Below are 25,596 nucleotides of genomic sequence, written 5' to 3'. Positions count from 1 at the left end.
CGAGCATTCGCCCAACTCAAATCGCGACCGAGGGCGCATCGCGTTGTCGGGCGTTGACCTCCGCCGTCACGGGCCGGTCGGCGTCGGGACGAGCCCTCGTTCTGAGCGGCGGGGCCTACCGGCCGCCGCTCAGGACGAGGTCTCGTCCCGACGCCGACCGGCCCGTGAGGCCGGAGGTCAACGCCCGACAGCGCGATGCGCCCTCGGGCGCGACTTGCGTTGGGCGAATCCTCGCGATCGGCCGCTCCATCGAGGGGCCCGCAGGAGACCGGATGACCAGGACCGACCCCACGCCGTTGCGCATCGAGGACGCGGTGAACGAGCTCTGCCCCTGGTCGGGCAAGCCGATCGCAGCCGACTCGCTGACGCTCTACAACGGCGCGGTCGTTGGCTTCTGCAATCCCGGTTGCCGCGACAAGTTCGAGCGGGCGCTCCACCACTTCGAGGGTGCCCTCCAGGCCCGGCGCGCCGCCTCCGCGGGCCTGCACGAATGACCTCGGACGAGTAAACCCGGAGACTGACGCGCATGTTCGAAGGCCTCTCCGATCGTCTCTCTGGCATCCTGTCCGGGCTGACCCGCCGCGGCGCCCTGACCGAAGCCGACGTCACCGCCGCCCTGCGCGAGGTGCGCCGCGCCCTCTTGGAGGCCGACGTCGCCCTCGAGGTGGTGCGCACCTTCACCGAGAAGGTGCGCGAGCAGGCGGTCGGCGCCGTCGTGCTGAAGTCGGTGACGCCCGGCCAGATGGTCGTGAAGATCGTCAACGACCAGCTCGTGGCGATGCTGGGCGGCGAGGCCGGCATCATCGACCTCAACGCGCCGGCCCCCGTCGGCATCCTGATGGTCGGCCTCCAGGGCTCGGGCAAGACCACCACCACCGCCAAGATCGCCCGGCGCCTGACCCAGCGCGACAAGCGCCGGGTGCTGCTCGCCTCCCTCGACACCCGCCGCCCGGCCGCCATGGAGCAGCTGGCGGTTCTGGCGAAACAGGTCGGCGTCGAGTCGCTGCCGATCGTCGCCGGCCAGTCGGCGGTGCAGATCGCCAAGCGCGCCATGGAGGCCGCGCGTCTGGGCGGCTTCGACGTGGTGATGCTCGACACCGCCGGCCGCGTCACCCTCGACGAGGCGCTGATGCAGGAGGCCGCCGACGTCAAGGCGGCCACCGGCCCGCACGAGGTGCTGCTCGTCGCCGACGCCCTGACCGGCCAGGACGCGGTCAACACCGCGCGGGCCTTCGACGAGCGGCTCGGCGTCACCGGCATCGTGCTCACCCGCATGGACGGCGATTCCCGCGGCGGCGCGGCGCTGTCGATGCGGGCGGTCACCGGCAAGCCGATCAAGCTCGTCGGCACCGGCGAGAAGGTCGACGCGCTGGAGGAGTTCCATCCGGCCCGCGTCGCCAACCGCATCCTCGGCATGGGCGACATCGTCTCGTTCGTCGAGAAGGCGGCCGAGACCATCGACCAGGAACAGGCCCTTCGCGTCGCCGAGAAGATGCGCAAGGGCAAGTTCGACCTCGACGACCTGTCGATGCAGCTCGCCCAGATGGAGAAGATGGGCGGGATCGGCGGCCTGATGGGCATGCTGCCCGGCATGGGCCAGATCAAGAAGCAGGTCGAGGGCGCCAACCTCGACGAGAAGATGTTCAAGCGCCAGCGCGCCATCATCTCGTCGATGACCCCCGAGGAGCGCCGCAACCCCGACGTGCTCAAGGCCTCGCGCAAGAAGCGCGTGGCGAAGGGCGCCGGCGTCGACGTCTCGGAGATCAACAAGCTCCTCAAGATGCACCGCACCATGGCCGACATGATGAAGGCCATGGGCTCGGGCAAGCGCGGCATCGGCCAGGCGCTCGGCAGCATGTTCGGGCTCGGCGGCGGCGGCATGGGCGGTGCCATGGGGGGCCTCGGCAAGATGATGGGCGGCGGCATGCCCCAGCCCACCCCCGAGATGCTCGCCGAGCTGCAGAAGGCCCTGCCGCCCGGCACCTCCCTTCCGCCGATGCCGCCCGGCCTCGGCGGCCCCAAGGCGTCCGGCCCCGCCGGCAAGCTGCCGGCAGGCCCTGCCGGTAAGGCGCCCCCCGCCGCCCCCGGGCTTCCGGGCCTGGGGGCCAAGCTCCCGGGCCTGCCCGGCCTCGGCGGCCTCCCCTTCGGCAAGAAGAAGTAGGTGGCGCGGGGCCGGAAGGTCCCACCCGCCCACATCGTCGAACGATCCTCGCACCCCTCCAACAAGGAAGAGACCCATGTCCCTCAAGATCCGCCTCACCCGTGGCGGCGCCAAGAAGCGCCCGTACTACCGCATCGTCGTCGCCGACGCCCGCTCGCCCCGCGACGGCCGCTTCATCGAGAAGGTCGGCGCCTACGACCCGATGAAGCCGAAGGACGATCCGGCCCGCGTCATCCTGGAGACCGAGAAGGTCCAGGCCTGGCTCGCCAAGGGCGCCCAGCCGACCGACCGCGTCCTGCGCTTCCTCGACGCCGCCGGCCTCGCCAAGCGTCCGACCCGCAACAACCCGCAGAAGGCCGAGCCCGGCACCAAGGCCAAGGAGCGCGCCGCCGCCCGCGCCGAGAAGGCCGGCGCCGCCGCCGACTCGGCCGAGTAAGACCGCGATCATGGCGCGCCGCCCCGACGCCCGTTCCTCCCGCGGTTCCACCCGCGGAGGTTCCGATCCGCGCCGGGGCGCAGGCGCGCCCGCGCGCACCGCGCCCGCACAAGACGCGCGCTCCGGGACCGGATCCCGGGGCGCCCCCTCCCCGGCCGCCCCGGCACAGGGCGGAGGAATCGCCCAGGACCCCGCCTTCGTGCTGCTGGGGGAATGCGGCCGCGCCCATGGCCTCCAGGGCGAGGTCCGGCTGAAATCCTACACCGCCGACCCGGTCGCGATCGGGTCCTACGGACCGCTCACCGGGGCCGACGGCCGCCGGATCGAGATTCTGTCCCTCCGTCCGGCCGCGGGTGCCGCCGACATCCTCATCGCCCGGATCGCGGGCGTCTCGGGCCGCGACGGCGCCGAGGGACTGAACCGCCTCGGCCTCTACGTCGCCCGCGAGCGCCTCGGCGCGCCGGAGGACGACGACGAATTCTTCGCCGCCGACCTCGTCGGCCTCGCGGTCGTGGATCGTGCCGGCCACACGATCGGCACGGTGCGGGCGGTGCCGAATTACGGCGGCGGCGATCTCCTGGAGATCGCGCCGGCCTCGGGCGGCAGCCCGGCCCTCCTGCCCTTCACCCGGGATTTCGTGCCCGAGATCGACGTCGCCAGCCGCCGGGTCGTCGTCGAGCCGCCCGAGGATCTGTTCGCGCCGGCCGCGCCGCGGGATCCCGACGCCGCCTGAAGCGCCGGGCGACCGCTCGGTCGCGACGGACCGGATCCCTGCCCCCATTCACCCGGTGGACGGTCGCGAACGACACGAAAAAGCCTGCCCGGCGATCCGCCGGGCAGGCTTTCTTCGTTCGATCGGGCGGATCGCGGCCCGCGCGGGCCTCAGCGACCGCGGTTCTTGCGCTGCTGGCCGAGGCCCGAGCTCTTGGCGAGCTCGGAGCGCTGGGCGGCGTAGGTGGCGGCGACCATCGGGTAGTCGTGCGGCAGGCCCCACTTCTGCCGGTACTGGTCCGGGGACAGGCCGCGGGTGGTCAGGTGGCGCTTGAGCGACTTGTAGGGCTTACCGTCCTCGAGCGAGATGATGTAGTCCGGGGTGACGGTCTTGCGGATCGGCACCGGCGGCGTGGGCTTCTCGGGCTCGGGGGCCGGAGGGGCGGCGACGCGCTCGAGCGAGGCGTGGACGGCCGCGATCAGGCTTCCGAGGTCTCCGACCGGAACCGAATTCTTCGACACGTAGGCCGACACGATATCGGCCGTGAGCATGACGAGTTCGCCCGGCTCCTGGTCCTGAGTTTCCACGTCTGACATCATAAGGGTTCCGCTTCGAGAGTGTGGTGGACGGAGGCGTTGGAGCGGGCCGGCTCGGGTCCGCACCGCCACTCGATCTTCTTGGGAGCCGTTGCCCGCCAGGCCGACAGGGGCCATTGCCCGATCCCACAGAATCGTTGGCAAGTCTTTCGACGGATCGCAAGACGGCATCAGCAACGCAGCGATAAAATCAGGTAGTTCTTGTGGATTTCACGCAGATACAATCAGATTGAATATACTCAAGGTTGCAAACCGCGACTTGATTTCGCGGATAATTGCATAAAGATCAATCGGTCGCGGCGACGCCCGGGGAACAGGTCTGTCCGCGGCCCGGGCGCGGGCCGCCCCGCGACCGGGCCGGCCTCCGGCTCACGCCGCCGGGACGGGCGACGACCGCTCGGCCTGGGGGACGGCGGCCTTGCGGGACTGGATCTCGATGAAGACGCGCCGGACCTTGGGGCTCTGCGCCTTCATCCGTGCCTCGAGCTGGCTGACCAGCCGCTCGATCTGGCCGCCGTCGAGCCGGTCGTCCATGTCGAGGCTGACATTGACCAGGATGTCGGCCGGCCCGAGATGCTGCGTCAGCACCTCGTTGACGTGGGTCACGCCGGGTTCGGAGCCGACGATATCGTGGATCTTGGCGACCAGTTCCGGCTCCGCCGCCTCGCCGACGAGGAGGCCGTGGGTCTCGATCATCAGGAAGATCGCCATGCCGATCAGGATCAGCCCGATCACGATCGAGGCCGCGCCGTCGAAGGCGGGCTGCTTCAGGGTCTCGGCCAGGATGACGCCGCCGATCGCCACGACGAGACCGGTCAGCGCCGCGACGTCCTCGATCAGCACGGTGAACAGAGCCGGGTCCTTGCTGCGCCGGATCGCGGTGATCGGCGGCAGCCGGCCCTTCTCGCCCCAGAACGCCTTGAGCGCCACGAAGCAGGAATATCCCTCCGCCGCGACCGCGAAACCGAGGATCGCCAGGTTGACGATCACGCCCGGGATGGTCCGGCCGAGGATCACCGCGTCGGCGGCGGGCTCCGGGTGCTGCAGCTTGTGGATGCCCTCGTAGACCGCGAAGGCGCCGCCGCCGAGGAAGATCAGCAGGGCGACCAGGAAGGCGTAGAAGTAGACCTCGCGGCCGTAGCCGAAGGGAAAGCGGGCATCGGCCGGCCGCTGCGCCCGCTTCAGGCCGACGAGGAGCAGGATCTGGTTGGCCGTGTCGACCACCGAATGGACGCCCTCGGCCAGCATCGCGCTGCTGCCGGTGAAGAAGGCGCCGACGAACTTCGCCACGGCGATCGCCAGGTTGGCGCCCGCGGCGGTGTAGATCGCGCCGCTGCTTTCGTGGGCCATGGTCGTCTCGCGCTCCTCGGGGGTGGTTCCGCATCGGGATGGCTGCGGCCCCGCATCGAGCGTGGCCGTGGCACAACCTGTGCTAACGCCGGGAAAGGCCGGATGGGTCCGGCCGCCGCGAGCGATCGTGCGCCGCTCCGTCCTCAAGGGGCGGATCCGTCCTGCGCGGCGCGGTTCAGGCCGCGTCGCGCAAGGCAGGCGCCGGGACCGGCAGGCCGAAATGCCCGTGGAGGGCCGCGATGCTCGCGGCGAGCAGGTCGCCGAGCGGCGCCAGCGCCGCCGCGTCGGGGGCGCGTCCCTCGACCCGCGCCGCGTGCTCGATGTCGCGCAGGTGCGAGGCCAGCGCCGCGGCGCCGACATTGAGGCTCATCGACTTCAGCCCGTGGGCGGCCCGAGCGGCGGCCTCGGCATCGGAGCCCGCCGCCGCCAGGGCGGCGAGGCCGTCGGGGCCATGCGCTGCGAAGAGCCCGAGCACCCGCTCGACGAAGGCCGAGCCGGAGCCCTCCGCCATCTCGGCGAGCCCCGCCAGGGTGTCGGGGTCGAGGAGCGCGACGGCCGAGCCTGCGGGCTCCGCCCCGGGGGCGGTCTCCGTGACGGACTCCATCGGAGCGTCGCCGGCCGTCGTCCCGGTCTCGCCGAGCGCGGCCGCGAGGGTGCGGGCGAGGTCGGTGAGCGTGAAGGGCTTGAGCAGCACGCCGTCCATCCCGGCCTCGCGCCAGGCCTCGGCCGCCGTACCGACGACGTGGGCGGTCGCCGCCACGATGGCGGTGCGGGGCGTCCCTTGCGCCGCCTCCCATTGCCGGATCGCCCGGGCGGCGTCGAACCCGTCGAGGACCGGCATGCTGCCGTCCATCAGGATCAGGTCGAAGGCACCGTCGCGTGCCGCTTCGAGGGCGCGGTAGCCGTCCTCCACGGTGACGACCCGGGTGACGCCGAGACGGCCGAGCGCCTCGACGGCGACCTCGCGGTTGACGGGGTTGTCGTCGGCCACGAGAACCCGGGCGTGGGGGTAGCGCGGCAGGGCCGAGACCGGCCCGGCCTCGGCACCGATCCCCGCAAAGCCGTTGCCGGCGGCGAGCGCCGCGAGGGCGGGGCGCCACTCCGCCTGCGCCAGCGGCCAGCGCAGCAGCGCGTCGGCGAGGCCCGAGGAGAGCACCGCCGCTCCGCTCGGCTCGCCCATCGGCGCCAGCGCCACGACCCGGCCGGCCCCGTCCGGGCGCCGCCCGGTCCGGGCGAGGGCGGCGGCCTCGACGAGGTGGTGGGCGCCCTCCCCCGCCTCGTCCGAAGCGGCCTGCGGGATAAAGCCCGCCGCCCGCAAGCCAGCCGCCAGGGCGGTGCCGGTGGCCTCTCCCGACACCGCCACGACGACGACCGGCACGATCTCCGGCGCCCGCGTCACGGGCTCGGCCTTGGCCAGGATGTCGAGGGGAATCTCGGCCCAGAAGGTCGAGCCGCGTCCGACCTCGCTCTCGACCCCGATCCGCCCGCCCATCGCGGCGACGAGGCGCTCGGCGATCGACAGGCCCAGCCCGGTCCCGCCGAAGCGTCGCGTGGTCGAACCGTCCGCCTGCGAGAAGGCGGAGAAGATCGTCGGCAGGGTCTCGGCCGGAATGCCGATGCCGGTGTCGGTGACGCCGAGACGCAGGGTCTTTCCCGCGTCCCGGGTCTCGAGACGGACCAGGACGTGGCCGGATTCGGTGAACTTGAGGGCGTTGTTGACGAAGTTGCCGAGGACCTGGCCGAGGCGCACCGGGTCGCCCGCGACGGAGAGCGGCACGTCGGGCCCGACGAACGCCGCGAGGTCGAGCCCCTTGGCCCGGGCACGCTCGCCGAACAGGGTGACGACGGTGTCGGCGACCTCGGCCGGATCGAGGGCGATGCGCTCGAGCGTGAGCTTGCCGGCCTCGACCTTGGCGAAGTCCAGGATGTCGTTGATGATCGCGAGCAGGCTCTGGCCGGAACGGGCGATCACCTCGGCGTAGCGGCGCTGGCGCGCCGGCAGGTCGGCGGCGGCGAGGAGTTCGGCCATCACCAGCATGCCGTTCATCGGCGTGCGGATCTCGTGGCTCATCGTCGCCAGGAACGACGACTTGGCGCTGTTGGCGGCCTCCGCCGCCTCCTTGGCTTCGCTCAGGTCCTGGGTGCGGTCGCTCACCTCCTGCTCCAGCCGGGCCTGATGCTCGACGAGGCGTTGGTCGCGCTCGCGCACCGTATCGAGGAGGCCGTTGAAGCTCGTGGCCAGCCGGCCGACCTCGTCGTCGGCGCCGGAGAGGATCGCGGCCCGACGGCCGTAATCGTGGTTCTCGCGCACCGCATCCATGGTGCGGGCGAGCGCGGTGAGCGGCCGGGTCAGGGCGCGCCCGAGGCGCCAGGCCACCGCGAACCCGACCGCCATGGCGAGCGCGGCCGCCAGGAGGCCGTTGCGCACCACGCCGTAGAGCCGGCCGGCGAGCTCGGACGCATCGGCGATCAGGGTCACCCGCCCGACGATCCGGGTGTTCTCCACGACCGGTACGCTGACCTTGACCGTGTGGACGAAGAGAAGGTGGAAGGGGCTGAAGCCCCCGTCGTCGAGGTCGATGTCGTCGGACAGGCGCAGGCCGCTGCCCTGCTCGGCGAGCACCGATCCGTCCGGGCGGGTCAGCCCGGCATAGCCGACGCCCTCCACCTTGTTGATCGCCCGCAGCGCCGCGTGGGCGCCCGCCGCGTCGTTGGCGGCGGCGGCGCCCGCGGCGGCGGCGGCGAAGACGTTGGCGAGGTCGGTCAGCGCCCGGCGGGTATCGGCGGCGTAGCGGTTGGTCTCCTGCCAGCCGCCGATCACCGTGCCGGCGGCGAGCGCGACGATCACCGCGCCGAGCACCGCCCGGCCGAGGCGGACCGCCAGGCTGCGCGCCCCGCGCGCCGGGCCGGCGGGATCGGCGGCCGGCCGGGGGGCGGGCGACGGCGGACCGGGATCGGCGCGCCGCCGGCCGAGCCGGGATCGGGCGAAGCGGGAGGGCGCCGCACCGGTCGCCCGGTCGGCCGCGGGTGCCACCGGTCCGGCGGCCGGGCGCCCCGGGGGCGGAGCGTCGGGCGCCTCGGCGACGCGGATCACCCGGGCGCGCAGGTCCCGGTTCTGGCCCGGCCCCGGGTGCTGCATGTCTCCGTCCGCCATCGTCCCGCCGGTCACGATCCCCGACCTCACGCGGCCCGGCTCGCGGCCCGGCCGACCAGGTCCGCGACGGCGTCCCAGCGGGACAGGAAGGCCTCGACCACCGCCGGATCGAAATGCGCACCGGACTCCCGCAGCAGGAAGGCATGCGCGGCGTCCAGCGTCCAGGCGCGCTTGTAGGGCCGGTCGCTGGTCAGGGCATCGAAGACGTCCGCCACCGCGACGATGCGGCCGGGCAGCGGGATGTCGGTGCCGGCGAGCCCGTTGGGGTAGCCCGTGCCGTCCCAGCGCTCGTGGTGGCTCACCGCGATCTCGGCGGCGAGGCGCACCACGTCCGACGAACTGTTGGCGAGGATCCGGGCGCCGCGCTCGGCGTGACGCTCCATCTCCCGGCGCTCCTCGGCGCTCAAGGGGCCGGGCTTGAGCAGGATCGCATCGGGAATCGCGATCTTGCCGACGTCGTGCATCGTCGAGGCGAGGCTGATCAGCCGGCACTGGTCGGGCGAGAGGCCGAGGGCCTCGGCGATCAGGACCGTGTAGTTCGCCACCCGGGCGACGTGATCGCCGGTATCGGTGTCGCGGTGCTCGGCGGCGCGCATCAGCACGGTGACGATCTCGCGCTCGCGCGCCTCGACCTGGGCGACGGCGGCCGCGACCTCCTCGGCGAGCCGGGCGGATTGCGCCGCCTCGGCCTTGTGGGCGCGGCGGAGCGCCAGCAGGTTGGTGACGCGGGCCCGGATCTCGACCGGGTCGCAGGGCTTGTTGACGAAGTCGGTGGCGCCGGCCTCCAGGGCGGAGCGGCGCAGGGCGCGCTGGTCGAAGCTCGTCACCATCACGATCGGCACGTGGGCGAAGCCCGGCAGCGCCCGCAGGGCCCGGATCACCGCGAGGCCGTCCATGCCCGGCATCTCGTAGTCGGTCAGCACGATGCCGATCTCGTCGGTGTGGGCGGCCGCGCAGGCAAGCGCATCGGCCGGCCGCGTGAAGCTCTCGGGGCGGCATCCCACGATCGGCCGCAACGCCTCGAGCATCAGCAGGTTGTTCAACTCCGCATCGTCGAGGACGATCGCACGCATGAGGTCTCCTCCGGCGGGAGCTCGCCCCCGCCCCGCGACCGTGCCGGGGAAACCTTGACAACTCACTCCCCGCAGAGCGGCGATTTCGCGCGATCGGCCGCCGTTCCGGTGGTTCCGCGGCGGTTTGCGGCGTCTTAGGCTTTGAAACTGGACGCGGGCGGCGCTAGAGCACTGGCGGCGGCCGCGCGAAACCCGGAGCGGCGGCCGGACAGCTCCGCACACTTCCCGGCGCGACACGAGACGGGCGCGCCCCCGCACGCAGGACAGACGAGACCAACACGATGGCCGGCTTCAAGGACCAGAACTTCAACGACCGGCGGAGCACGTCCGCGGACGCGAAGAAGGCCCTGCTGGAGAGATTCAAGGCCCGGCCCGCCGCCGACGACCCCGAGGTCCAGGCGCGCCTGGCGGAGCGCCAGAAGATCGCCGAGGCCCGCGCCGCCCGCACCGCGGAGCGCGACGCCGCCAAGCAGGCCGAGGCCGAGCGCCGCGCCGCCGAGGAGGCCGAGGCCAAGGCCCAGGCCGAGCGCGAGGCCGCTGAAGCCGCGGAGCGCGAGGCCGCCATGGAGATCGAGCGCAAGGCCGCCCGCGACGCCCGCTACGCCGCCCGCAAGGCCCGCCGCAAGTAGCCGATACGCCTGCGGCCGCCCCGAGGGACGGCCGCCATCGTTCATCAGCCCGCCGGGATCCGCTCCCGGCGGGCTTTTTCGTCCGCGGGCCGCTAAGCCCTCCCGGCGCGGTCGCGACGACCCGACATCGGGCCACGGGTACCGGGCGCCCATCGCGGGACCGCCTTCGCGCGGCACGTGCCGGCTGCGCTCAGGCGTGGGGGACCCTCGCTCGCGAGAGAGACCTCACTCGCCCTTGCGCGGACGGCCCCGGCGGGCCGGGCTCGGGGCGGTGTCGCTGGCGCTGGCGCTCTCCGCCGCGAGCCGGGCCGCCGCGGCGCGGTCGCGGCGGATCTGGCCGAGGCCGAGGGTCTTGGCGAGTTCGGACCGCTGGGCGGCGTAGGTGGCGGCGACCATCGGGTAGTCGTGCGGCAGGCCCCACTTCTGGCGATACTCGTCCGGGGACAGCCCGCGGGTGGTGAGGTGCCGCTTCAGCGACTTGTAGGGCTTGCCGTCCTCGAGACTGATGATGTGGTCGGGCGTGACGGTCTTGCGGATCGGCACAGGCGGCGTCGGCTTCTCGGGCTCGGGGGCCGGGGGAGCGGCGACGCGCTCGAGCGAGGCATGGACGGCCGCGATCAGGTTCGCGAGTTCTCCGACCGGCACCGAATTCTTGGACACGTAGGCCGACACGATATCGGCCGAAAGATTGATCAGATGCGAGGTCGGTGCCAGTTCGTCAGCGCTCATGTAGCCCCTCCTTTTTGGAAAACTTCTTTGCACATGTCGCCAAAAAGCCTAACAGTCAATGAAATTTTTTATTGGCGAGTAGATTGTAACGGATAAGAGCGGTCGAAACACCGTTGCCGACAAGGCGCTGCTTGTGAAGCGAGCACTTCATTGCCCATGAGCGGTTGTAGAAGGAAAATTTGCTCCGCCGCGATTTCGATGCGAACCTAGCCAGGCGACTTAAGACCGTCCGACGATGACTGTTACAAGGTTACAGCTCGGCGGTCGGTTACCCTACGAAATCAATACTATCGGTTGTGATGCCGGGATCGGACTTACTCAATAGTAGTGTCGGCACGGCACACGGGTCGCGGCCGTCCATGCAATCTTAAGATGCACCAAAAAAATTTCGATCCCGCGAATCGAAGAAGGGCACCCGCTCTCGCGGGTGCCCTTCGGACCGCATGGAGGCGGCAGGCCCGCACGACGGCGGCGGGCTCACGCCGGAGCGGCCTCGCGGCCGATCCTCCGACGCCTTGGTCTCGCTCGCGCGCGCCAGGCCCTCAGGGCTTCGGCGCGGCGGCCGGGGTCGCGGGCTTGCCGGTCGCCGGAGCGGCGGGAGCGGCCTTGGCGGCGGCGGCCCATTCGGGGTCGGGCCGCGGACCGCTCGGGGTACCGGTCGGGGCGGTGAGCTGGCCCGCGGCGGTGTCGCTGACGCGGGTCCAGGTCTGGGAGCCGCACAGGAAGCCCATCAGGCAGCCCCTGACGTTCAGCTCGCCCGGCTCCTCCGTCCAGATCGAGACGTCGTAGAGCTTGCCGTCGTCGGCGTTGTAGATCTGGCCCTCGTAGCGATTGTCGGCGTTGGGCTTGAGACCCATGATGAGCTGGTGGCCGAGGGCGGGCCGGCCGCGCTTCTTGGCGTCGGCGTTCTTGAAGTCGACCCGCGGCTGGCCCTTGTCGTCGTTGGGGGTCTTCAGCCAGACGGCGTAGCCGCAGACGCGGTCGGTGCGGCTCGGGCACTTCTCGATCCGGATGCGGGCACGGCCGTCCTCGGTCAGCCAAGTCCCGCTCGGGTCTTTGGGGGTGGCGAGCGCCGCTCCCGAGGACAGGCCGAGGGCCACGAGCGCCCCGGTCAGGACCTTCTTCATACTATACACCCTCGTCTGGCGGTGCGGTCCGCGCATGCCGTGATCCGTCGCTGATGCCGCATCGCGCGGCCGGATGCCAGAGGCCGGCCCATTGCGTCGGAATCGTGGGCGGCCGAGGCGGACATGCTGCCTCACGGCGGGATGTCACATGGCCGGCCGCTCCTGCGGCGAGCTAGAGCAGCGACGCCGGGCGGCAATCCCGCACAGGCCGAACCACTGTCGATTTCGGGTCTCGCGAACTCGACGCATGGGATCTCCATGGGATCTCGATGTCGGCAATCTCGACATTCGCGATCTCGACCGCCGCTTTCCCGACTGCCGCGCCGCGGCGTCCCGCATCACCGCCAGGGCTGCCGCATGTTCACGACCGAGCTTCTCGTGATGACCTCCGCCACCCTCGGGGCGATCGTCATCGTGCTCGCCGCCCGGCCGGGCGTCAGCTTGCGCACGAGCCTGCCGCGGCTGCCCAGGGCCGTCGGCGCCGCCCGCCGACCCGCCGGACGCTGAGGCGAGCGACCCGGGGCCACCGGCCGTGCGACCTCGTCCGGAAACAGGGAAATTACGGGGAGATCTCGTGGTTTTTGGTGCGGTGCAGCACCGCGGGAACCCGGAAAGGCTGCTAGACTTCGGCAAGTCATAGGTCGCGCCGTCGCGGCGCCCCAGACCCCGAGGAGCCGACCCGACCGTGCCGCACGCCTCCGAGCTGATTGCCATCATCGCCCTCGGGCTCGTCTTCGCGTTCGTCGGCGGCATGCTCGCGCAGCGTCTGAAGCTCCCGCCGCTGGTCGGCTACCTGCTCGCGGGCCTCGCGGTCGGGCCACATACCCCGGGCTTCGTCGGCAATGCGGAGCTGGCCGGACAGCTCGCCGAGATCGGCGTGATCCTGCTGATGTTCGGGGTCGGCCTGCATTTCTCCATCGGCGACCTGATGTCGGTGCGGGCGATCGCGCTGCCCGGCGCCGTGGTGCAGATCGCGGTCGCCACCCTGATGGGCCTGGCCCTGAGCTTTGCGTGGGGCTGGGGCCTCGGCGCCGGCCTCGTCTTCGGCCTCGCACTCTCGGTCGCCTCGACGGTGGTGCTGCTGCGGGCGCTCGAGGAACGGGGACTGCTCGATTCCGACAAGGGCCGCATCGCCGTCGGCTGGCTCATCGTCGAGGACCTGGCGATGGTGCTGGCCCTGGTGCTGCTGCCGGCGCTCGCGGGGCCCCTCGGCGGCGAGAGCGCGGGGGCGGCGCACGGCATCGCCGGCGACGGCAACATCTGGCTCACCCTCGGGCTCACCTTCGCCAAGGTGACGGCCTTCGCGGTCGTGATGCTGGCCGGCGGCCGGCGGGTGGTGCCCTGGATCCTCAACCAGGCCGCCCGTACCGGCTCGCGCGAGTTGTTCACCCTGGCGGTCCTGGCGCTGGCGCTCGGCATCGCCTTCGGCTCGGCGGAACTGTTCGGCGTCTCCTTCGCGCTCGGCGCCTTCTTCGCCGGCATGGTGCTGGCGGAATCCGACCTCAGCCACCAGGCCGCCGCCGATTCGCTGCCCTTGCAGGATGCCTTCGCGGTCCTGTTCTTCGTCTCGGTCGGCATGCTGTTCGACCCGACGATCCTGCTGCGCGAGCCGCTCGCCGTGGTGGCCACCCTGGCGGTCATCCTGGTCGGCAAGTCGCTCGCCGCGGTCGCGATCGTGCTCGCCTTCCGCCACCCGCTCTCGACGGCGCTGACCATCGCGGCGAGCCTCGCCCAGATCGGCGAGTTCTCGTTCATCCTGGCGAGCCTCGGGATCGGCCTGAAGCTGCTGCCGCCGGAGGGCCGCGACCTGATCCTCGCCGGCTCCCTCCTGTCGATCACCCTCAATCCGCTGATCTTCGCCGCGCTGAGCCGCCTCGCCGGCTTCGTCGAGGCGCGGCCGGGGCTCGCCGCCCGGTTCGAGCGCGGCGGCGACGAGATCGCGATGGCCACCCACGACAAGGGCCGGGAAGGCCACGCGGTGGTGGTCGGCTACGGCCGGGTCGGCGGCGCGATCGGCAAGGCGCTCGAAGCCTGGGAGCTGCCCTTCGTGGTGGTCGAGCGCGACCGGCGCCGGGTCGAGGAACTGCGCGGCGCCGGGATCGCGACCGTGTTCGGCGATGCCGGCGCGCCCGGGATCCTCGACGCCGCCGATGTCGGACGGGCGCGCCTGCTGGTCGTAGCGAGCCCGGATTCGCATCAGGCCCGCCGCCTGATCGAGATCGCCCGCGAGGCCAATCCGGGGATCGACACGGTGGTGCGCACCCACAGCGACACGGAGCGTCGCAGCCTCGAGGAGGAAAAGGTCGGCCTGGTGCTGATGGCCGAGCGCGAGGTCGGCTTCGGCATGGCGCTCTACGCCCTGCGCAGCCTCGGCCTCGGCGAGGGCGAGGCGCGCCTCTTCATCGACACCAGCCGGGCCGAGAGCCGGGCCGAGCCCGTCGTGGAGGCCGAGCCCGAACTCGGCGCCCCGGAACTGCGCCCTCACCGCGAGGCGCAGGCGGAATCGTAAGGAAGCGTGATCGAGGACCGCGCCGGCGGCACCATCCGGCCCAGGATCCGGCCCCGTCGCGCGACGACGCTCGTCGGTGCGACATGTGACCGTTACCTCGTCCATCCCGGACATGGACGAGGTCTTGCGTCGTTCGGTCGGCTCACCTTCGGCGTCGGCCCATGCTATTCAGAATGCCCGAGCACGATTCGCCCATGACGAGCCTGCGCAAGACCGCCTCCGTCCGTCCGGCCACGATCGCGGCAGCCACCCATGGCTACGCCGCGGCCCTGCGTGCACGGCGCGCCGCCAACGACAACCGGCCCGCCCCGGGGCGTCGGCGCAACCTCGCGCTCGTCGCGGGGGCCTGGCTCGCCGGTCTGGTCGCGGCGGCCATCGCCCTGTGGCGCACCGGGGGCTTCTGAGCAGAGCCGGTCGCCCTGCGATCCCCCCATGACGATCCGAAGGCCGTTCGCCGGCGCTTCGGCCAAGACGAAACGCGCCCGCCGGACGGAAGAACCGCCGGGCGAGCGCGCCGAAACAGGGCTGGATCTCGTTCGTGGAACGGGATCAGCGGGCGTGGTGGTGACGGTGCATGCGGCGATGCTTCATCATGCGCTTGTGGCGCATGGTCGGCTGCATGGACTGGCGCGGGGCCATGCGCATGGCCGGGGCGCCACCGGGAGCACCCATCTCGCGCTGCACGCCGCCGAGCGGGCCGCCGGCCTGCGAGCCGGAATTGTTGTAGGGCGAGCCGCCCTAGGCGAAGGCCGGAGCGGCGGCGACGGTGAGGACTGCCGCGACCAGGCAGGACTTGAGGACGTTCATCGGGCACCTCGACGATAAGGCAGCCCGTCAAGTCGGGCCGTGCTGAGAAGACGCACACGGCCGGGTTTGGTTTCATGGCCCCGCTTGATTCCCTGTTATCTCCTGTGGAGAGCGGGCTTCCGGGACCGGGCACTGGGAGCGAAGGGCCCGGCCGGCGGCCGGCCCCCTCCCCCGCCGGGCTCCCTCGAGCGCGTCACGATCGCGCTGCCATCGCGAAGCTTTCTCGATCTTTGATCCAGCCGCATTTTCTGCGACGAACCGGCATCCACGTCGTCGGAAAATGCTGCAGACCGCGAGCGGCCGGATCACCAGCTGGTGAGCACCGCGCCGCCGAACTTGCTCTCGATGAAGGCCTTCACCTCCGGCGAGCGGTAGGACTCGACGAGCGTCGCGACCCAGGGCTTGTCCTTGTCGACGCTGCGCACCGCGATCACGTTGACGTAGGGGCCCTTGGGCTCCTCCTTCAGGATCGCGTCGCCGGGCTTGAGGCCGGCCGCGGTGGCGTAGTTGGTGTTGACCGCCGCGGCGTCGACGTCGTCGAGGGAGCGCGGGGTCTGGGCCGCGTCGACCTCGACGATGCGCAGGCGCTTCGGGTTCTCGGTGATGTCGGCGACGCTCGGCTTGAAGCCGACGCCGGGCTTCAGCTTGATCAGCCCCTTGTCCTGCAGGAGCAGCAGGGCGCGGCCGCCGTTGGTCGGGTCGTTCGGGATCGCCACCGTGCCGCCCGCCGGCACCGCGTCGAAGCTCTTGTGGCGCTTCGAGTAGACGCCCATCGGAAAGTTCACCGTCTGGGCGACGCTCTCGATCTTGTAGCCGCGATCGGCCTTCTGGTTGTCGAGATAGGGCTGGTGCTGGAACGAGTTGGCCTCGAGCTCGCCCGACGACAGGGCCTCGTTCGGCACCACGTAGTCCGAGAACTCGACGACCTGGAGGTCGAGGCCCTTCTTGGCGGCGATCGGCTTCACCGCCTCGAGGATCTGGGCGTGCGGGCCCGGCGTGACGCCGACGCGCACCCGCTGGCCCTGCGCGAGGGCGGGAAGGCTGGCGGCGGTGAGGAGCACCGCCAGGGTAAGGGTACGCAGCATCGGGGTCACGCTCCGGAGGACGATCGAAAGAGGACGGAAAGAGGGGGTCAGCCGTGGCGCAGGCGCTTGTTCATGCGCCGCGCCAGCCGGTCGCCGAGGGTCTGGACCAGCTGCACCAGGACGATCAGCACCACCACGACGGCGAGCATCATCTCGGGCATGAAGCGCTGGTAGCCGTAGCGGATGCCGAGGTCGCCCAGACCCCCGCCGCCGACGGCGCCGACCATGGCGGAGAATCCGATCAGCGACACCACCGCCAGGGTGAGGCCGAGCACGATGCCGGGCAGGGCCTCGGGAATCAGCACCTTGAGGACGATCTGCAGCGGGCTCGCCCCGAAGGCCCGGGCCGCCTCGACGAGGCCGCCATCGACCTCCCGCACCGCGCCCTCGACGAGGCGGGCGATGAAGGGGATCGCCGCGACGGTGAGCGGCACGGTAGCGGCGCTGGTGCCGATCGAGGTGCCGGCGATCAGCCGGGTGAACGGGATGATCGCCACCACCAGGATGATGAACGGCGTCGAGCGGGTGGCGTTGACGACGAGACCGAGCACCCGGTTGGCCCAGGGCGCGGCGAGCAGTTCGCCCCGCCCGCTGGTGGCGAGGAAGACCCCGAGCGGCAGCCCGACGAGCGTGCCGATGGCGGCCGCGACCGCCACCATCTGCAGCGTGTCGAGGGTGGCCTGGACGAGGAGGCGGGTCAATTCAGGCGACATGAGACGAATCCGAAGCGCCGGGCGCGGCGGTCCGTTGCCAGCCGGCGAGGTCGAGGGTGCCGAGCCATTCGACGTCGAGGCCGCGGGCGGCGAGGAACTCGGTCGCGCGGGTCACCGTGGCGGCGTCGGGCGGGATCCCGACCACCAGCGTGCCGAACGGACGGCCGGCGATCTCGTCGACGGTGCCCGACAGGATGCCGGCCGGGATGTCGAGGTCGCGGGTGAGCTGGGCCAGCACCGGGTCGGTGGCGTGCGGGCCCCGGAAGGTGATGCGCAGCACCGCCTGCTTGCCGTCGCCCTGCCCTGCGGGGACCGGGCCGGGCGTGAGGCGCGCGGCGAGCGCCGGCGGCAGGGTGCGGCCGGTCTCCTCGTCGAGGAAGGTGCGGGTGATCGCGGCTCTCGGCCGGGTGAAGACCTCGAACACGTCGCCGCTCTCGGCAATGCGGCCGCCGTCCAGCACCGCGACCTCGTGGGCGATCGCCCGGATCACCGCCATCTCGTGGGTGATGAGCAGGATCGTCAGGCCGAGCTCCCGGTTGATCCGGCCCAGCAGGTCGAGGATCGAGCGGGTCGTCTCGGGATCGAGGGCCGAGGTCGCCTCGTCGGAGAGCAGCACCTTCGGGTTGGTGGCGAGCGCCCGCGCGATGCCGACGCGCTGCTTCTGGCCGCCGGACAGCTCCGCCGGGTAGCGGTCGGCCTGGGGCCCGAGCCCGACGAGATCGAGGAGTTCGGCCACCCGGGCGCGGATCGCGGCCTTGTCGGTGCCGGCCACTTCGAGGGGCAGCGCGACGTTGCCGGCGGCGGTACGGGCCGAGAGCAAATTGAAGTGCTGGAAGATCATGCCGATGCCGCGGCGCTCCCGCCGCAGGGCGGATTCCGACAGGCTCGAGATCTCGGCCTCGCCGACGATCACCCGGCCGCGGCTCGGCCGCTCCAGCCCGTTGACGAGGCGGATCAAGGTCGACTTACCGGCGCCCGAGCGGCCGATGACGCCGAGCACCCGGCCGCGGGGCACGGAGAGGTCGATGTCCTCGAGCGCCGTCACGGCGCCGGCACCGCGGCGGGCGGTATAGGTCTTCGCCACCCCTTCGAGGCGCACGAGGGCGTCGCGGGGATCGAGCCGGCCGCTCAGGTCCGCCGGCACCGGCACGCGGACGGGGGCCGTCACGGCACGCGGGTCCGGGCGGGCGGGGAAACGGTGGCGGTCATCGGGGTCCTTCGGCGGGGTGTCTCGAGCCGGATGGCGGCCGGTACAGAACCCCAGAACCGGACTTTCTGTCAACCGGAATGTTCTTTTTGAAGAACACGCCGGGAGAGAAGAGCTTTTTTCGCGTGGCCTCGCTCCCGTCAACGCCCGGGCCGCGCGACGGGGTGCGGAAAACCGTGCATTCTCCTTGCTCCGCCCTTGCCCTCCCGGGTCCGCGCGGCCCAGGACGGGGCTCGCAGGAGTGCGCGATGCGACGCCAACCCTTCGGACAGGCCGGGCCCGCGGTGCCGGTGATCGGGCAGGGAACCTGGTACCTCGACCAGGGCGAGCCCACCGTGGCGGCCGCCGCCCTGAATCGCGGTCTCGACGTCGGCATGAGCCACGTCGATACCGCCGAGATGTACGGCGAGGCCGAGCCGCTGATCGCCGAGGCGATCGGCGACCGGCGCGACGAGGTGTTCCTGGTCTCGAAAGTGCTGCCCGGCAACGCCTCGCGCCGCGGCACGATCGAGGCCTGCGAGCGCTCGCTCCGGCGCCTCGGCACGGACCGGCTCGACTGCTACCTCCTGCACTGGCGCGGCCCCCATCCCCTCTCGGAGACCTTCGCGGCCTTCGAGGACCTGGTGCGGGCGGGCAAGATCCTGTCCTGGGGCGTGAGCAACTTCGACGCCGACGACCTCGACGAGGCCTTGTCCGTGGCGGGTCCCGGCCGCATCGCCTGCAACCAGGTCCTCTACCACCTGGAGGAGCGCGCGATCGAGCATGCGGTGCTGCCCTGGTGCCGGCGGAACGGCGTCGCGGTCGTGGCCTACAGCCCGTTCGGCCACGACAGCTTCCCGGGACCGGCGACGCCCGGCGGTCGGGTCCTGGCCGAGATCGCCGACAGCCATGGCGCCACGCCCCGCCAGGTGGCGCTCGCCGCGCTGACCCGGGGGGACGGTGTGCTGGCGATCCCGAAGGCGTCGAGCCCGGCCCACGCGGCCGAGAATGCCGGCGGCGGCAGCCTCACCCTGAGCGACGCCGAGTTCGCCCGGATTGATGCCGCCTTCCCGCGCGGCCCGAAGCCGCGGCACCTGCCGATGCTGTAGGGACGCCGGCCGGAGCCTGCCGTCGTCAGGCCGCCCCGCGATCCGGCGCCGCGGAGGCGTGCAGGCTGTCGCGCAGGGCCAGGATCTCGTCGCGCAGAGCCATCAGCCGGTCCGCCGGCTGGCCGGAGGCGCAGACGATCTCGTCGGGGAACGGCATCGCCTTGTCACGCAGGGCCGCCCCGGCCTCGGTCAGGCTGATGCGCATCAGCCGCTCGTCCTGGACGTCCCGGGCCCGGTGCACCAGGCCCGCCGCCTCCAGGCGCTTGAGGAGCGGCGTCAGCGTGCCGGAATCGAGATAGAGGCGCTGACCCAGAGATTTCATCGTCTGCCCGTCCTGTTCCCAGAGCAGCAGCAGCACCAGGTATTGCGGATAGGTCAGGCCGAGCCGGTCGAGGAGGGGCTTGTAGATCCGGTTGAAGGCGTGCGCGGCGGAATAGACCGCGAAGCAGATCTGGCTGGAAAGGTGCAGCGCGTCGGCGCCATCGGCGCCGGCATCGATCTCGGACATGTCCCGCTCCTCGAGGTACTCCGTCGGGCGGGCCCGACCGCCGGAGCGCCCGACACGACCCCGCATCGGCAAGCGCCATCTCCCATCATATCGGTATCGTTGCGCAAAAATCAAATTGCGCACAATGAGAAACTGGCCTAAGAAGCCGCCACGGCGGATCCGAGACCGCCCGGGATCGACCCGTCCCGGGAGCACGGCCGCCCCGACAGCAGGAGAAGTCCGATGTCCGTCGACGTGAAGTACACCACCCAGGCGACTGCGACCGGCGGCCGCGACGGCCGCGCCCAGACCCAGGACGGCAGCCTCGACGTCAAGCTGTCGACCCCCAAGGAGCTCGGCGGCGCCGGCGGCGCCGGCAACAACCCCGAGCAGCTCTTCGCGGCCGGCTACGCCGCCTGCTTCCTCGGCGCGATGAAGTTCGTCGGCGGCCAGGAGAAGATCGCCGTCCCGGCCGACACCACCGTGACCGCCAAGGTCGGCATCGGCCCGCGCTCCGAGGGCGGCTTCGGCATCACCGCGGACCTCACCATCTCGCTGCCGGGCCTCGACAAGGCAACCGCCGAGACGCTGGTCGAGAAGGCCCACCAGGTGTGCCCGTACTCGAACGCCACCCGCGGCAACGTCGATGTCGGCCTGACGGTCGCGTAATCCTTCGGAGTCCGGGCGGCTGCACGCCGCCCGTCTCCTTTCGAGGCGCCCCTCCTCCCGGAGCGGGCGCCTTTTTCGCAGGTCAGTCGGGCCGGCGCAGGCAGGCGGCGGCGAGCGCCAGGAAGGCGCGGGCGCGGTGCGACAGAGCCTCACGCCTGTCCCAATCGATGCCGTGCTTCTCCTCCGACGAGAGTTCGCCGAAGGTCAGCGGAGACTCGTCGGGCTTGAACATCGGGTCGTAGCCGAACCCCTTGTCGCCGCGCGGCGGCCAGACCAGCTCGCCGAAGACCCGGCCCTCGAACAGCTCCTCGTGGCCGTCCGGCCAGGTCAGGACCAGGGCCGAGACGAAGTGCGAGCGCCGGTCGGTGGCGCCGCGGGTCGCGAGCTCGCGCTCGATGCGCGCCATCGCGCCGGAAAAGTCCTTCGAGCCGCCGGACCAGCGGGCCGAGAAGAGGCCGGGTGCGCCGTCGAGGGCGTCGACGCAGAGCCCCGAATCGTCCGCGAAGGCCGGCAGGCCGGTGGCGTTCGTCGCCGCCCGCGCCTTGATGGCGGCGTTCTCGGCAAACATCGTGCCGGTCTCGTCGGGCTCGGGCAGGTTCAGCTCGCCGGCCGAGACCGCCTCGACGCCGAAGGGGGCCAGCAACTCGCGCATCTCGCGCAGCTTGCCGGCATTGTGGGTCGCGATCACGACCCGCCCGGAAAGGAGGCGTCCCATCAGGCGATCGCCTGCTTCTGGAGCGCGACCAGCTCGGCGACGCCCGCCTTGGCGAGCCGCAGGAGGCTCAGGAACTCCTCCTCGGAAAAGGGCTTCACTTCCGCCGTGCCCTGCACCTCGACGATGCCGCCGCTGCCCGTGATGACGAAGTTGGCGTCGGTCTCGGCGCCGGAATCCTCGGCGTAGTCGAGGTCGAGCACCGGCGTGCCCTTGTGGATGCCGCAGGAGATCGCCGCGACGTGGTCGCGCATCGGGTCGACCGAGATGATCGAGCGGCCGCGCATCCAGGTGAAGCACTCGTGGAGTGCCACCCAGGCGCCGGTGATCGCCGCCGTGCGGGTGCCGCCATCGGCCTGGAGCACGTCGCAATCGACCACGATCTGGCGCTCGCCCACCGCCGGCAGATTGACGACGGCGCGCAGCGACCGGCCGATCAGGCGCTGGATCTCCTGGGTGCGCCCGGAGGGCTTGCCGGCATTGACCTCGCGCCGGTTGCGGTCGTGGGTGGCGCGCGGCAGCATGCTGTACTCGGCCGTCACCCAGCCCTTGCCGGAGCCGCGCAGCCAGCCGGGCCCGCGCTCCTCCAGCGAGGCGGTGCACAACACCTTGGTCTCCCCGAAGGTCACGAGGCACGAACCCTCGGCGTAGCGCGAGACGCCCCGCTCCAGGGTGACCTTGCGCAGCTCGTGGGGGGCGCGCTTCGAGGGGCGCATGGGCAACTCCTGTGCAGAGCGGCGCGCGCGACGGCGCGACGCGGGATCGCGAGGTCGCGCGCTCTTAGGCGCTGCTGTCGGGAGCGGCAAGAGGAGCGGCAACAAGGGGAGCGCCAGGAGGAGCCAGGATGGGTAGCCGGGATGGGAGGGGATTTCCGGTAGGGAGGGAGGGTTTCGAGGCCGTACGCCTGACCGTCCGCGGCTCCCGTCCGAATCGAGTTTCGATCAATCCAGCGCGCTTCCCCCCTCCCGTGTGGGAGAGGGGAATCCGCGAGGATCCCGTGACCGGGGGATGCCTGGCGGCGACCGGCTCAGTAGTAGCCGTAGCCCCGGTGATGGTGCCGGCCGTGATGATGGCCCCAGTGCCGGTGGTGATGATGGCCCCAGCCGTGGTGGCGGCGATGATGGCCCCAGCCGCCGTGATGATGATGGTGCCGTCCCCAACCGCCGTGATGGCGGTGGCCCCAGCCGTGGTGATGGCCGTACTGCACCTGGACCACCCCGGCCTCGGTCACGGGAGCCGCGCCGGGTGCGAAGGGCGCCGCCTCGGCCGCACCGGCGGCGAGGAGACCGCCCGCCACCAGGGCCGCTGCCGCGAGGAGCCGCCTGCCGGCCTTCACGGGATCGCGCATCGTCAGCATGTCCGCCTCCGTTGGTTCCTGCCGCATCGCTGCGGGCATGGCGGCACTCTGGGACCGGCGGGCTGAACGCGTCGTGAGACCGCGTGTCGGCCCCCGTTCAGGCGTGACGCGCTAGACGCGGGCGGACTCCGCGATTCCGGCCTCGCGCGGCTTCCCGTCCGCTTGCGCCCGGCGCGGCGGCGCCTCACAGTGAGGGGTAGTCAGGCTCCCGTAGGGTTGATGAACACGCGCGATCTTCCACCCCTGCCGGTCGGTTCCGGGCAGGCCCGTGCCATTGCAGAGCTCAACGAGCGGTCCCGGGAGATCTTTCGGCAGATCGTCGAGAGCTATCTCTCCAACGGTGAGCCGGTGGGGTCGCGCAACCTCGCCCGCATCCTGCCGATGGCACTCTCGCCGGCCTCGATCCGCAACGTGATGTCGGACCTCGAACAGGCCGGGCTGATCTACGCCCCCCATACCAGCGCCGGGCGGCTTCCCACCGAGCACGGGCTGCGCTTCTTCGTCGATGCGCTGCTCGAACTCGGCGATGTCGGCCAGGAGGAGAAAGGCCGGATCGAGGCGCAGATGCGCGCCGCCGCCTCGCGCCACCACACCTTCGAGAGCGCGCTGACCGAAGCCTCCGTGCTCCTGTCGGGCATCTCGCGCGGGGCGGGCGTCGTCGTCACGGCCAAGCAGAACCCGCGCCTGCGCCACATCGAGTTCGTGCGCCTCGATCCCGGCCGCGCCCTGGTGGTGCTGGTCTCCGACGACGGCTCGGTCGAGAACCGCCTGCTCGACCTGCCGCACGGCCTGCCGGCGGGGGCGCTCCAGGAGGCTTCGAACTTCCTCAACGCCCGCATCCGCGGCCGCACCCTCGGCGAGGTGCGCGGCGAGATCGAGGCGGCCCGGGCGGCGATGAAGCAGGAGCTCGACGAACTGACCGAGCGCCTGGTCGATGCGGGATTGGCCCGCTCGGTCGGTCCGAGCGAGGAGCGCCAGCTCATCGTGCGGGGGCAGGCCAACCTCCTCGACGACCTGCGGGCGGCCGAGGACCTGGAGCGCATCCGCCTGCTCTTCAGCGACCTCGAGAGCCAGAAGGACGTGATCGACCTCCTGTCCCGCGCCGAGGGCGGCGAGGGCGTGCGGATCTTCATCGGCTCGGAGAACAAGCTGTTTTCGCTCTCCGGCTCGTCGATGATCGCGGCCCCCTTCCGGGACGGCAGCCAGACCATCGTGGGCGTCGTCGGCGTCATCGGCCCGACCCGGCTCAACTACGCCCGCATCGTCCCGATGGTCGATTTCACCGCCCGCGTGGTGTCGCGGATGCTGGAGCGCGGGCGCGGCTGAACCACGCCTGCGGCGCAACCGGTTTGTGGTGTGGGAAACGCGAAAATCCCGCTTGTCCCCCGGATTCACAAGCGCGACCGGCTCCGTCATGGTCGGGGGATGGTCCGTGATTCCCTGACACCTTGAGCGCCCCGTCCCGCCCCCTGCGCAGCCACCAGCGCAGCCTGTCCGAGCTCGTGGCCGCGCTCGCCCGCGGCGAGGCGTCGGGCATCGGCGACATCCTGGCCGCGGTGACGCCCGGGGGCGGCAAGTCGCTGCTGCCGGTCATCGCCGCCTCGAAGCTGATCGCCGCGGGGATCGTCGAGCGGGTGGTCTGGATCGTGCCGCGGGATTCCCTGCGGCTCCAGGCGGAGGAAGCCTTCGCCGATCCGGCTTGGCGGGCGGCGCTCGGTCATGACCTCTCGGTGCGGGCGGCCGACAACTCGCCCGATCCGAGCCGGGGGCTCTCCGGCTACGTGACCACCTACCAGGCGGTAGCCGCCGCTCCCGCCCTGCACCTCGCCGAGATGCGCCGCCACCGCACCCTCCTCGTCGTCGACGAGGTCCACCACCTGCCGGCGCTGGCCGAGGGGGATGCCGGGGGCGAGGCGGCCAGAACCGAGGCCGCGGCCTGGAGCCAGGCGCTGCTGCCGCTGTTTCGCGCCGCGCATCTGCGGCTCCTGCTCTCTGGCACCCTGGAGCGGGCCGACGGCCGGCGCATCCTGTGGCTGCCCTACCGCACCGAGAACGGCGCCCCGACGCCGGACATCGACGCGCCGGGATGGGCGGTGATCGGCTATTCGCGGGCCGAGGCCTTGGCCGAGAAGGCCGTGCTGCCGGTCAATTTCGGCGCCCTCGACGGCGAGGCGAGCTGGCTGGAAGGCGGGCGCACCTCCGGTCAGGCCCGGGTCGGCCCGCACCGGCTCTCGGGGTCGGGTCCGAGCGCGACGACCCGGCCGGCCCTGTTCACGGCGCTCCGCACCGGGTTCGCCCGCGACCTCCTGCGGGAAGCCTTCTTCGCCACCCGCCGCCTGCGGGCCGAGCGGCGGCGCCGGCGCGGCCTGCGCGGCACCGATGCCGTGCGCGGCCTCGGCAAGCTCCTGGTCGTCGCCCCCGACCAGGCGAGCGCGCAGAGCTACCACGCCATGCTCCAGGCCTGGATGCCGGAGGAGCAGGCGCGCCGCGACGTGCGCATCGCCACCTCGGCCGAGGCGGACGCCCATGCGGCCTTGGCCGCGTTCCGGCTCACCCCCGAACCCGCCGTGCTGGTCACGGTGGCGATGGCCTACGAGGGGCTCGACGCCCCCGAGGTCGCGGTGGTGGCGGCACTGACCCACATCCGCTCGCGCCCCTGGCTCGAGCAGATGATCGCCCGGGCGACCCGGGTCGATCCCCATGCCGGCGACTATGCCGACCAGCACGCCCTGGTCTTCCACCCCGACGACCCGCTCTTCGCCCAGTTCCGCGCCCGGATCGAGACCGAGCAGGCGACCGCGACCCGCCCGCGCAAGCGCCCGGCCGGCGCCGGCTCCCCCGAGCCGCGGCCGCCGGCGCCGGCCGACGACGGCATCGTGCCGCTGGAGAGCAACGCGCTCGGCCTGCGCTACGCCATGCTGCGGCCCGGCCCCTCGGTCGCCCTCGCCCGCCCCGAGGCGAAGGACGGCGACGCCGTCGCCGTGCCGCCGTCGCG

25 protein-coding genes are annotated in these 25,596 nt (G+C 72.0%); 12 read left to right on the top strand and 13 right to left on the bottom strand.

Annotated elements, in window-relative coordinates:
• The first annotated feature begins 272 nt into the window (after positions 1-272).
• From QR78_RS08310 to rimM, 4 genes are all read left to right on the top strand, one after another.
• Complete coding sequence (locus QR78_RS08310; RefSeq protein WP_048427034.1) at positions 273-494, top strand: eL24 family ribosomal protein; 222 nt, start codon at positions 273-275, stop codon at positions 492-494.
• Positions 495-526: 32 nt separating this feature from the next.
• Entirely contained in the window at positions 527-2,161 is a 1,635-nt protein-coding gene (gene ffh / locus QR78_RS08305; protein WP_048427033.1) for a signal recognition particle protein, read from the top strand.
• 76 nt (positions 2,162-2,237) lie between these two features.
• Positions 2,238-2,597, top strand: coding sequence for a 30S ribosomal protein S16 (gene rpsP / locus QR78_RS08300; RefSeq protein ID WP_048427032.1), 360 nt, complete (start codon positions 2,238-2,240; stop codon positions 2,595-2,597).
• Positions 2,598-2,607: 10 nt separating this feature from the next.
• Positions 2,608-3,330, top strand: coding sequence for a ribosome maturation factor RimM (rimM, locus tag QR78_RS08295; RefSeq protein WP_048427031.1), 723 nt, complete (start codon positions 2,608-2,610; stop codon positions 3,328-3,330).
• Positions 3,331-3,479: 149 nt separating this feature from the next.
• Here rimM and QR78_RS08290 read toward each other — a convergent pair whose 3' ends face one another.
• The 4 genes from QR78_RS08290 to QR78_RS08275 form a co-directional block, all read right to left on the bottom strand.
• Positions 3,480-3,905: a Ros/MucR family transcriptional regulator gene (locus QR78_RS08290; protein ID WP_048427038.1), complete on the bottom strand. Its 426-nt coding sequence runs from the start codon at positions 3,903-3,905 to the stop codon at positions 3,480-3,482.
• Between the two features lie 369 nt (positions 3,906-4,274).
• Positions 4,275-5,255 (bottom strand): cation diffusion facilitator family transporter, encoded by a 981-nt coding sequence (locus QR78_RS08285; RefSeq protein ID WP_048427030.1) that lies wholly within the window; start codon positions 5,253-5,255, stop codon positions 4,275-4,277.
• A 175-nt stretch (positions 5,256-5,430) separates the two neighbouring features.
• Positions 5,431-8,439, bottom strand: a complete 3,009-nt coding sequence (locus tag QR78_RS08280; RefSeq protein WP_244276503.1) for a hybrid sensor histidine kinase/response regulator — start codon at positions 8,437-8,439, stop codon at positions 5,431-5,433.
• Positions 8,436-9,482, bottom strand: coding sequence for an HD-GYP domain-containing protein (locus tag QR78_RS08275; protein WP_048427029.1), 1,047 nt, complete (start codon positions 9,480-9,482; stop codon positions 8,436-8,438). Before QR78_RS08275 ends, QR78_RS08280 begins: the two co-directional genes overlap by 4 nt.
• 281 nt (positions 9,483-9,763) lie before the next feature.
• On the opposite strand from QR78_RS08275, the gene QR78_RS08270 reads away from it, so the two are divergent.
• Positions 9,764-10,111, top strand: a complete 348-nt coding sequence (locus tag QR78_RS08270; RefSeq protein WP_048427028.1) for a DUF6481 family protein — start codon at positions 9,764-9,766, stop codon at positions 10,109-10,111.
• 225 nt (positions 10,112-10,336) lie between these two features.
• Here QR78_RS08270 and QR78_RS08265 read toward each other — a convergent pair whose 3' ends face one another.
• Complete coding sequence (locus QR78_RS08265; RefSeq protein WP_048427027.1) at positions 10,337-10,840, bottom strand: Ros/MucR family transcriptional regulator; 504 nt, start codon at positions 10,838-10,840, stop codon at positions 10,337-10,339.
• Positions 10,841-11,382: 542 nt separating this feature from the next.
• Entirely contained in the window at positions 11,383-11,967 is a 585-nt protein-coding gene (locus QR78_RS08260) for a DUF2147 domain-containing protein (protein ID WP_048427026.1), read from the bottom strand.
• 381 nt (positions 11,968-12,348) lie between these two features.
• Between QR78_RS08260 and QR78_RS36445 the strand changes: the two genes are divergently transcribed.
• From QR78_RS36445 to QR78_RS08250, 3 genes are all read left to right on the top strand, one after another.
• Entirely contained in the window at positions 12,349-12,474 is a 126-nt protein-coding gene (locus tag QR78_RS36445; RefSeq protein WP_274534361.1) for a hypothetical protein, read from the top strand.
• A gap of 178 nt (positions 12,475-12,652) precedes the next feature.
• Entirely contained in the window at positions 12,653-14,476 is a 1,824-nt protein-coding gene (locus QR78_RS08255; protein ID WP_048427025.1) for a cation:proton antiporter domain-containing protein, read from the top strand.
• Between the two features lie 194 nt (positions 14,477-14,670).
• A complete protein-coding gene (locus tag QR78_RS08250) occupies positions 14,671-14,880 on the top strand; it encodes a hypothetical protein (RefSeq protein WP_048427024.1) in 210 nt (69 codons plus the stop codon).
• A 708-nt stretch (positions 14,881-15,588) separates the two neighbouring features.
• Here QR78_RS08250 and QR78_RS08245 read toward each other — a convergent pair.
• Genes QR78_RS08245 through QR78_RS08235 form a run of 3 tightly spaced genes read right to left on the bottom strand, consistent with a single transcriptional unit; the run spans position 15,589 to position 18,249 of the window.
• Positions 15,589-16,368, bottom strand: coding sequence for a MetQ/NlpA family ABC transporter substrate-binding protein (locus QR78_RS08245; RefSeq protein WP_048427023.1), 780 nt, complete (start codon positions 16,366-16,368; stop codon positions 15,589-15,591).
• Positions 16,369-16,415: 47 nt separating this feature from the next.
• Positions 16,416-17,081: a methionine ABC transporter permease gene (locus tag QR78_RS08240; protein WP_048427022.1), complete on the bottom strand. Its 666-nt coding sequence runs from the start codon at positions 17,079-17,081 to the stop codon at positions 16,416-16,418.
• A complete protein-coding gene (locus QR78_RS08235; RefSeq protein ID WP_048427021.1) occupies positions 17,071-18,249 on the bottom strand; it encodes a methionine ABC transporter ATP-binding protein in 1,179 nt (392 codons plus the stop codon). The genes QR78_RS08240 and QR78_RS08235 overlap by 11 nt, the downstream gene beginning before the upstream one ends.
• Positions 18,250-18,536: 287 nt before the next feature.
• On the opposite strand from QR78_RS08235, the gene QR78_RS08230 reads away from it, so the two are divergent.
• Positions 18,537-19,376 carry an aldo/keto reductase gene (locus QR78_RS08230; protein WP_048427020.1) on the top strand — a complete coding sequence of 280 codons (840 nt, stop codon included), beginning with the start codon at positions 18,537-18,539 and terminating at the stop codon, positions 19,374-19,376.
• A 25-nt stretch (positions 19,377-19,401) separates the two neighbouring features.
• Here the strand turns inward: QR78_RS08230 and QR78_RS08225 are convergent, their stop codons facing one another.
• Positions 19,402-19,884, bottom strand: coding sequence for a MarR family winged helix-turn-helix transcriptional regulator (locus QR78_RS08225; RefSeq protein WP_048427019.1), 483 nt, complete (start codon positions 19,882-19,884; stop codon positions 19,402-19,404).
• A 222-nt stretch (positions 19,885-20,106) separates the two neighbouring features.
• On the opposite strand from QR78_RS08225, the gene QR78_RS08220 reads away from it, so the two are divergent.
• Positions 20,107-20,532: an organic hydroperoxide resistance protein gene (locus QR78_RS08220; protein WP_048427018.1), complete on the top strand. Its 426-nt coding sequence runs from the start codon at positions 20,107-20,109 to the stop codon at positions 20,530-20,532.
• An 82-nt stretch (positions 20,533-20,614) separates the two neighbouring features.
• Here QR78_RS08220 and rdgB read toward each other — a convergent pair whose 3' ends face one another.
• The 3 genes from rdgB to QR78_RS08205 all read right to left on the bottom strand — a co-directional run bounded on the left by rdgB (position 20,615) and on the right by QR78_RS08205 (position 22,601).
• Positions 20,615-21,247, bottom strand: a complete 633-nt coding sequence (gene rdgB / locus QR78_RS08215) for an RdgB/HAM1 family non-canonical purine NTP pyrophosphatase (protein WP_048427017.1) — start codon at positions 21,245-21,247, stop codon at positions 20,615-20,617.
• Positions 21,247-21,960 (bottom strand): ribonuclease PH, encoded by a 714-nt coding sequence (gene rph / locus QR78_RS08210; RefSeq protein ID WP_048427016.1) that lies wholly within the window; start codon positions 21,958-21,960, stop codon positions 21,247-21,249. Before rph ends, rdgB begins: the two co-directional genes overlap by 1 nt.
• Positions 21,961-22,271: 311 nt before the next feature.
• Positions 22,272-22,601 (bottom strand): hypothetical protein, encoded by a 330-nt coding sequence (locus QR78_RS08205; RefSeq protein WP_244276504.1) that lies wholly within the window; start codon positions 22,599-22,601, stop codon positions 22,272-22,274.
• Positions 22,602-22,820: 219 nt separating this feature from the next.
• Between QR78_RS08205 and hrcA the strand changes: the two genes are divergently transcribed.
• Positions 22,821-23,927, top strand: coding sequence for a heat-inducible transcriptional repressor HrcA (hrcA, locus tag QR78_RS08200; protein ID WP_048427015.1), 1,107 nt, complete (start codon positions 22,821-22,823; stop codon positions 23,925-23,927).
• Between the two features lie 122 nt (positions 23,928-24,049).
• The coding region (locus tag QR78_RS08195; RefSeq protein ID WP_053220844.1) for a DEAD/DEAH box helicase at positions 24,050-25,596 on the top strand (1,547 nt) is incomplete at its 3' end.

Source organism: Methylobacterium indicum (assembly GCF_001043895.1).
GTDB classification, from domain to species: Bacteria; Pseudomonadota; Alphaproteobacteria; order Rhizobiales; family Beijerinckiaceae; genus Methylobacterium; species Methylobacterium indicum.
The sequence above is the reverse complement of the archived record's forward strand: the minus strand, read 5'-3'. Positions and strand labels throughout refer to the sequence as shown.

Coding starts and splice junctions, on each gene's coding strand:
- QR78_RS08310 (WP_048427034.1), top strand. CDS start 273: ATGACCAGGACCGACCCCACGCCGTTGCGCATCGAGGACGCGGTGAAC.
- ffh (WP_048427033.1), top strand. CDS start 527: ATGTTCGAAGGCCTCTCCGATCGTCTCTCTGGCATCCTGTCCGGGCTG.
- rpsP (WP_048427032.1), top strand. CDS start 2,238: ATGTCCCTCAAGATCCGCCTCACCCGTGGCGGCGCCAAGAAGCGCCCG.
- rimM (WP_048427031.1), top strand. CDS start 2,608: ATGGCGCGCCGCCCCGACGCCCGTTCCTCCCGCGGTTCCACCCGCGGA.
- QR78_RS08290 (WP_048427038.1), bottom strand. CDS start 3,905: ATGTCAGACGTGGAAACTCAGGACCAGGAGCCGGGCGAACTCGTCATG.
- QR78_RS08285 (WP_048427030.1), bottom strand. CDS start 5,255: ATGGCCCACGAAAGCAGCGGCGCGATCTACACCGCCGCGGGCGCCAAC.
- QR78_RS08275 (WP_048427029.1), bottom strand. CDS start 9,482: ATGCGTGCGATCGTCCTCGACGATGCGGAGTTGAACAACCTGCTGATG.
- QR78_RS08270 (WP_048427028.1), top strand. CDS start 9,764: ATGGCCGGCTTCAAGGACCAGAACTTCAACGACCGGCGGAGCACGTCC.
- QR78_RS08265 (WP_048427027.1), bottom strand. CDS start 10,840: ATGAGCGCTGACGAACTGGCACCGACCTCGCATCTGATCAATCTTTCG.
- QR78_RS08260 (WP_048427026.1), bottom strand. CDS start 11,967: ATGAAGAAGGTCCTGACCGGGGCGCTCGTGGCCCTCGGCCTGTCCTCG.
- QR78_RS36445 (WP_274534361.1), top strand. CDS start 12,349: ATGACCTCCGCCACCCTCGGGGCGATCGTCATCGTGCTCGCCGCCCGG.
- QR78_RS08250 (WP_048427024.1), top strand. CDS start 14,671: ATGACGAGCCTGCGCAAGACCGCCTCCGTCCGTCCGGCCACGATCGCG.
- QR78_RS08245 (WP_048427023.1), bottom strand. CDS start 16,368: ATGCTGCGTACCCTTACCCTGGCGGTGCTCCTCACCGCCGCCAGCCTT.
- QR78_RS08240 (WP_048427022.1), bottom strand. CDS start 17,081: ATGTCGCCTGAATTGACCCGCCTCCTCGTCCAGGCCACCCTCGACACG.
- QR78_RS08230 (WP_048427020.1), top strand. CDS start 18,537: ATGCGACGCCAACCCTTCGGACAGGCCGGGCCCGCGGTGCCGGTGATC.
- QR78_RS08225 (WP_048427019.1), bottom strand. CDS start 19,884: ATGTCCGAGATCGATGCCGGCGCCGATGGCGCCGACGCGCTGCACCTT.
- QR78_RS08220 (WP_048427018.1), top strand. CDS start 20,107: ATGTCCGTCGACGTGAAGTACACCACCCAGGCGACTGCGACCGGCGGC.
- rdgB (WP_048427017.1), bottom strand. CDS start 21,247: ATGGGACGCCTCCTTTCCGGGCGGGTCGTGATCGCGACCCACAATGCC.
- rph (WP_048427016.1), bottom strand. CDS start 21,960: ATGCGCCCCTCGAAGCGCGCCCCCCACGAGCTGCGCAAGGTCACCCTG.
- QR78_RS08205 (WP_244276504.1), bottom strand. CDS start 22,601: ATGCTGACGATGCGCGATCCCGTGAAGGCCGGCAGGCGGCTCCTCGCG.
- hrcA (WP_048427015.1), top strand. CDS start 22,821: ATGAACACGCGCGATCTTCCACCCCTGCCGGTCGGTTCCGGGCAGGCC.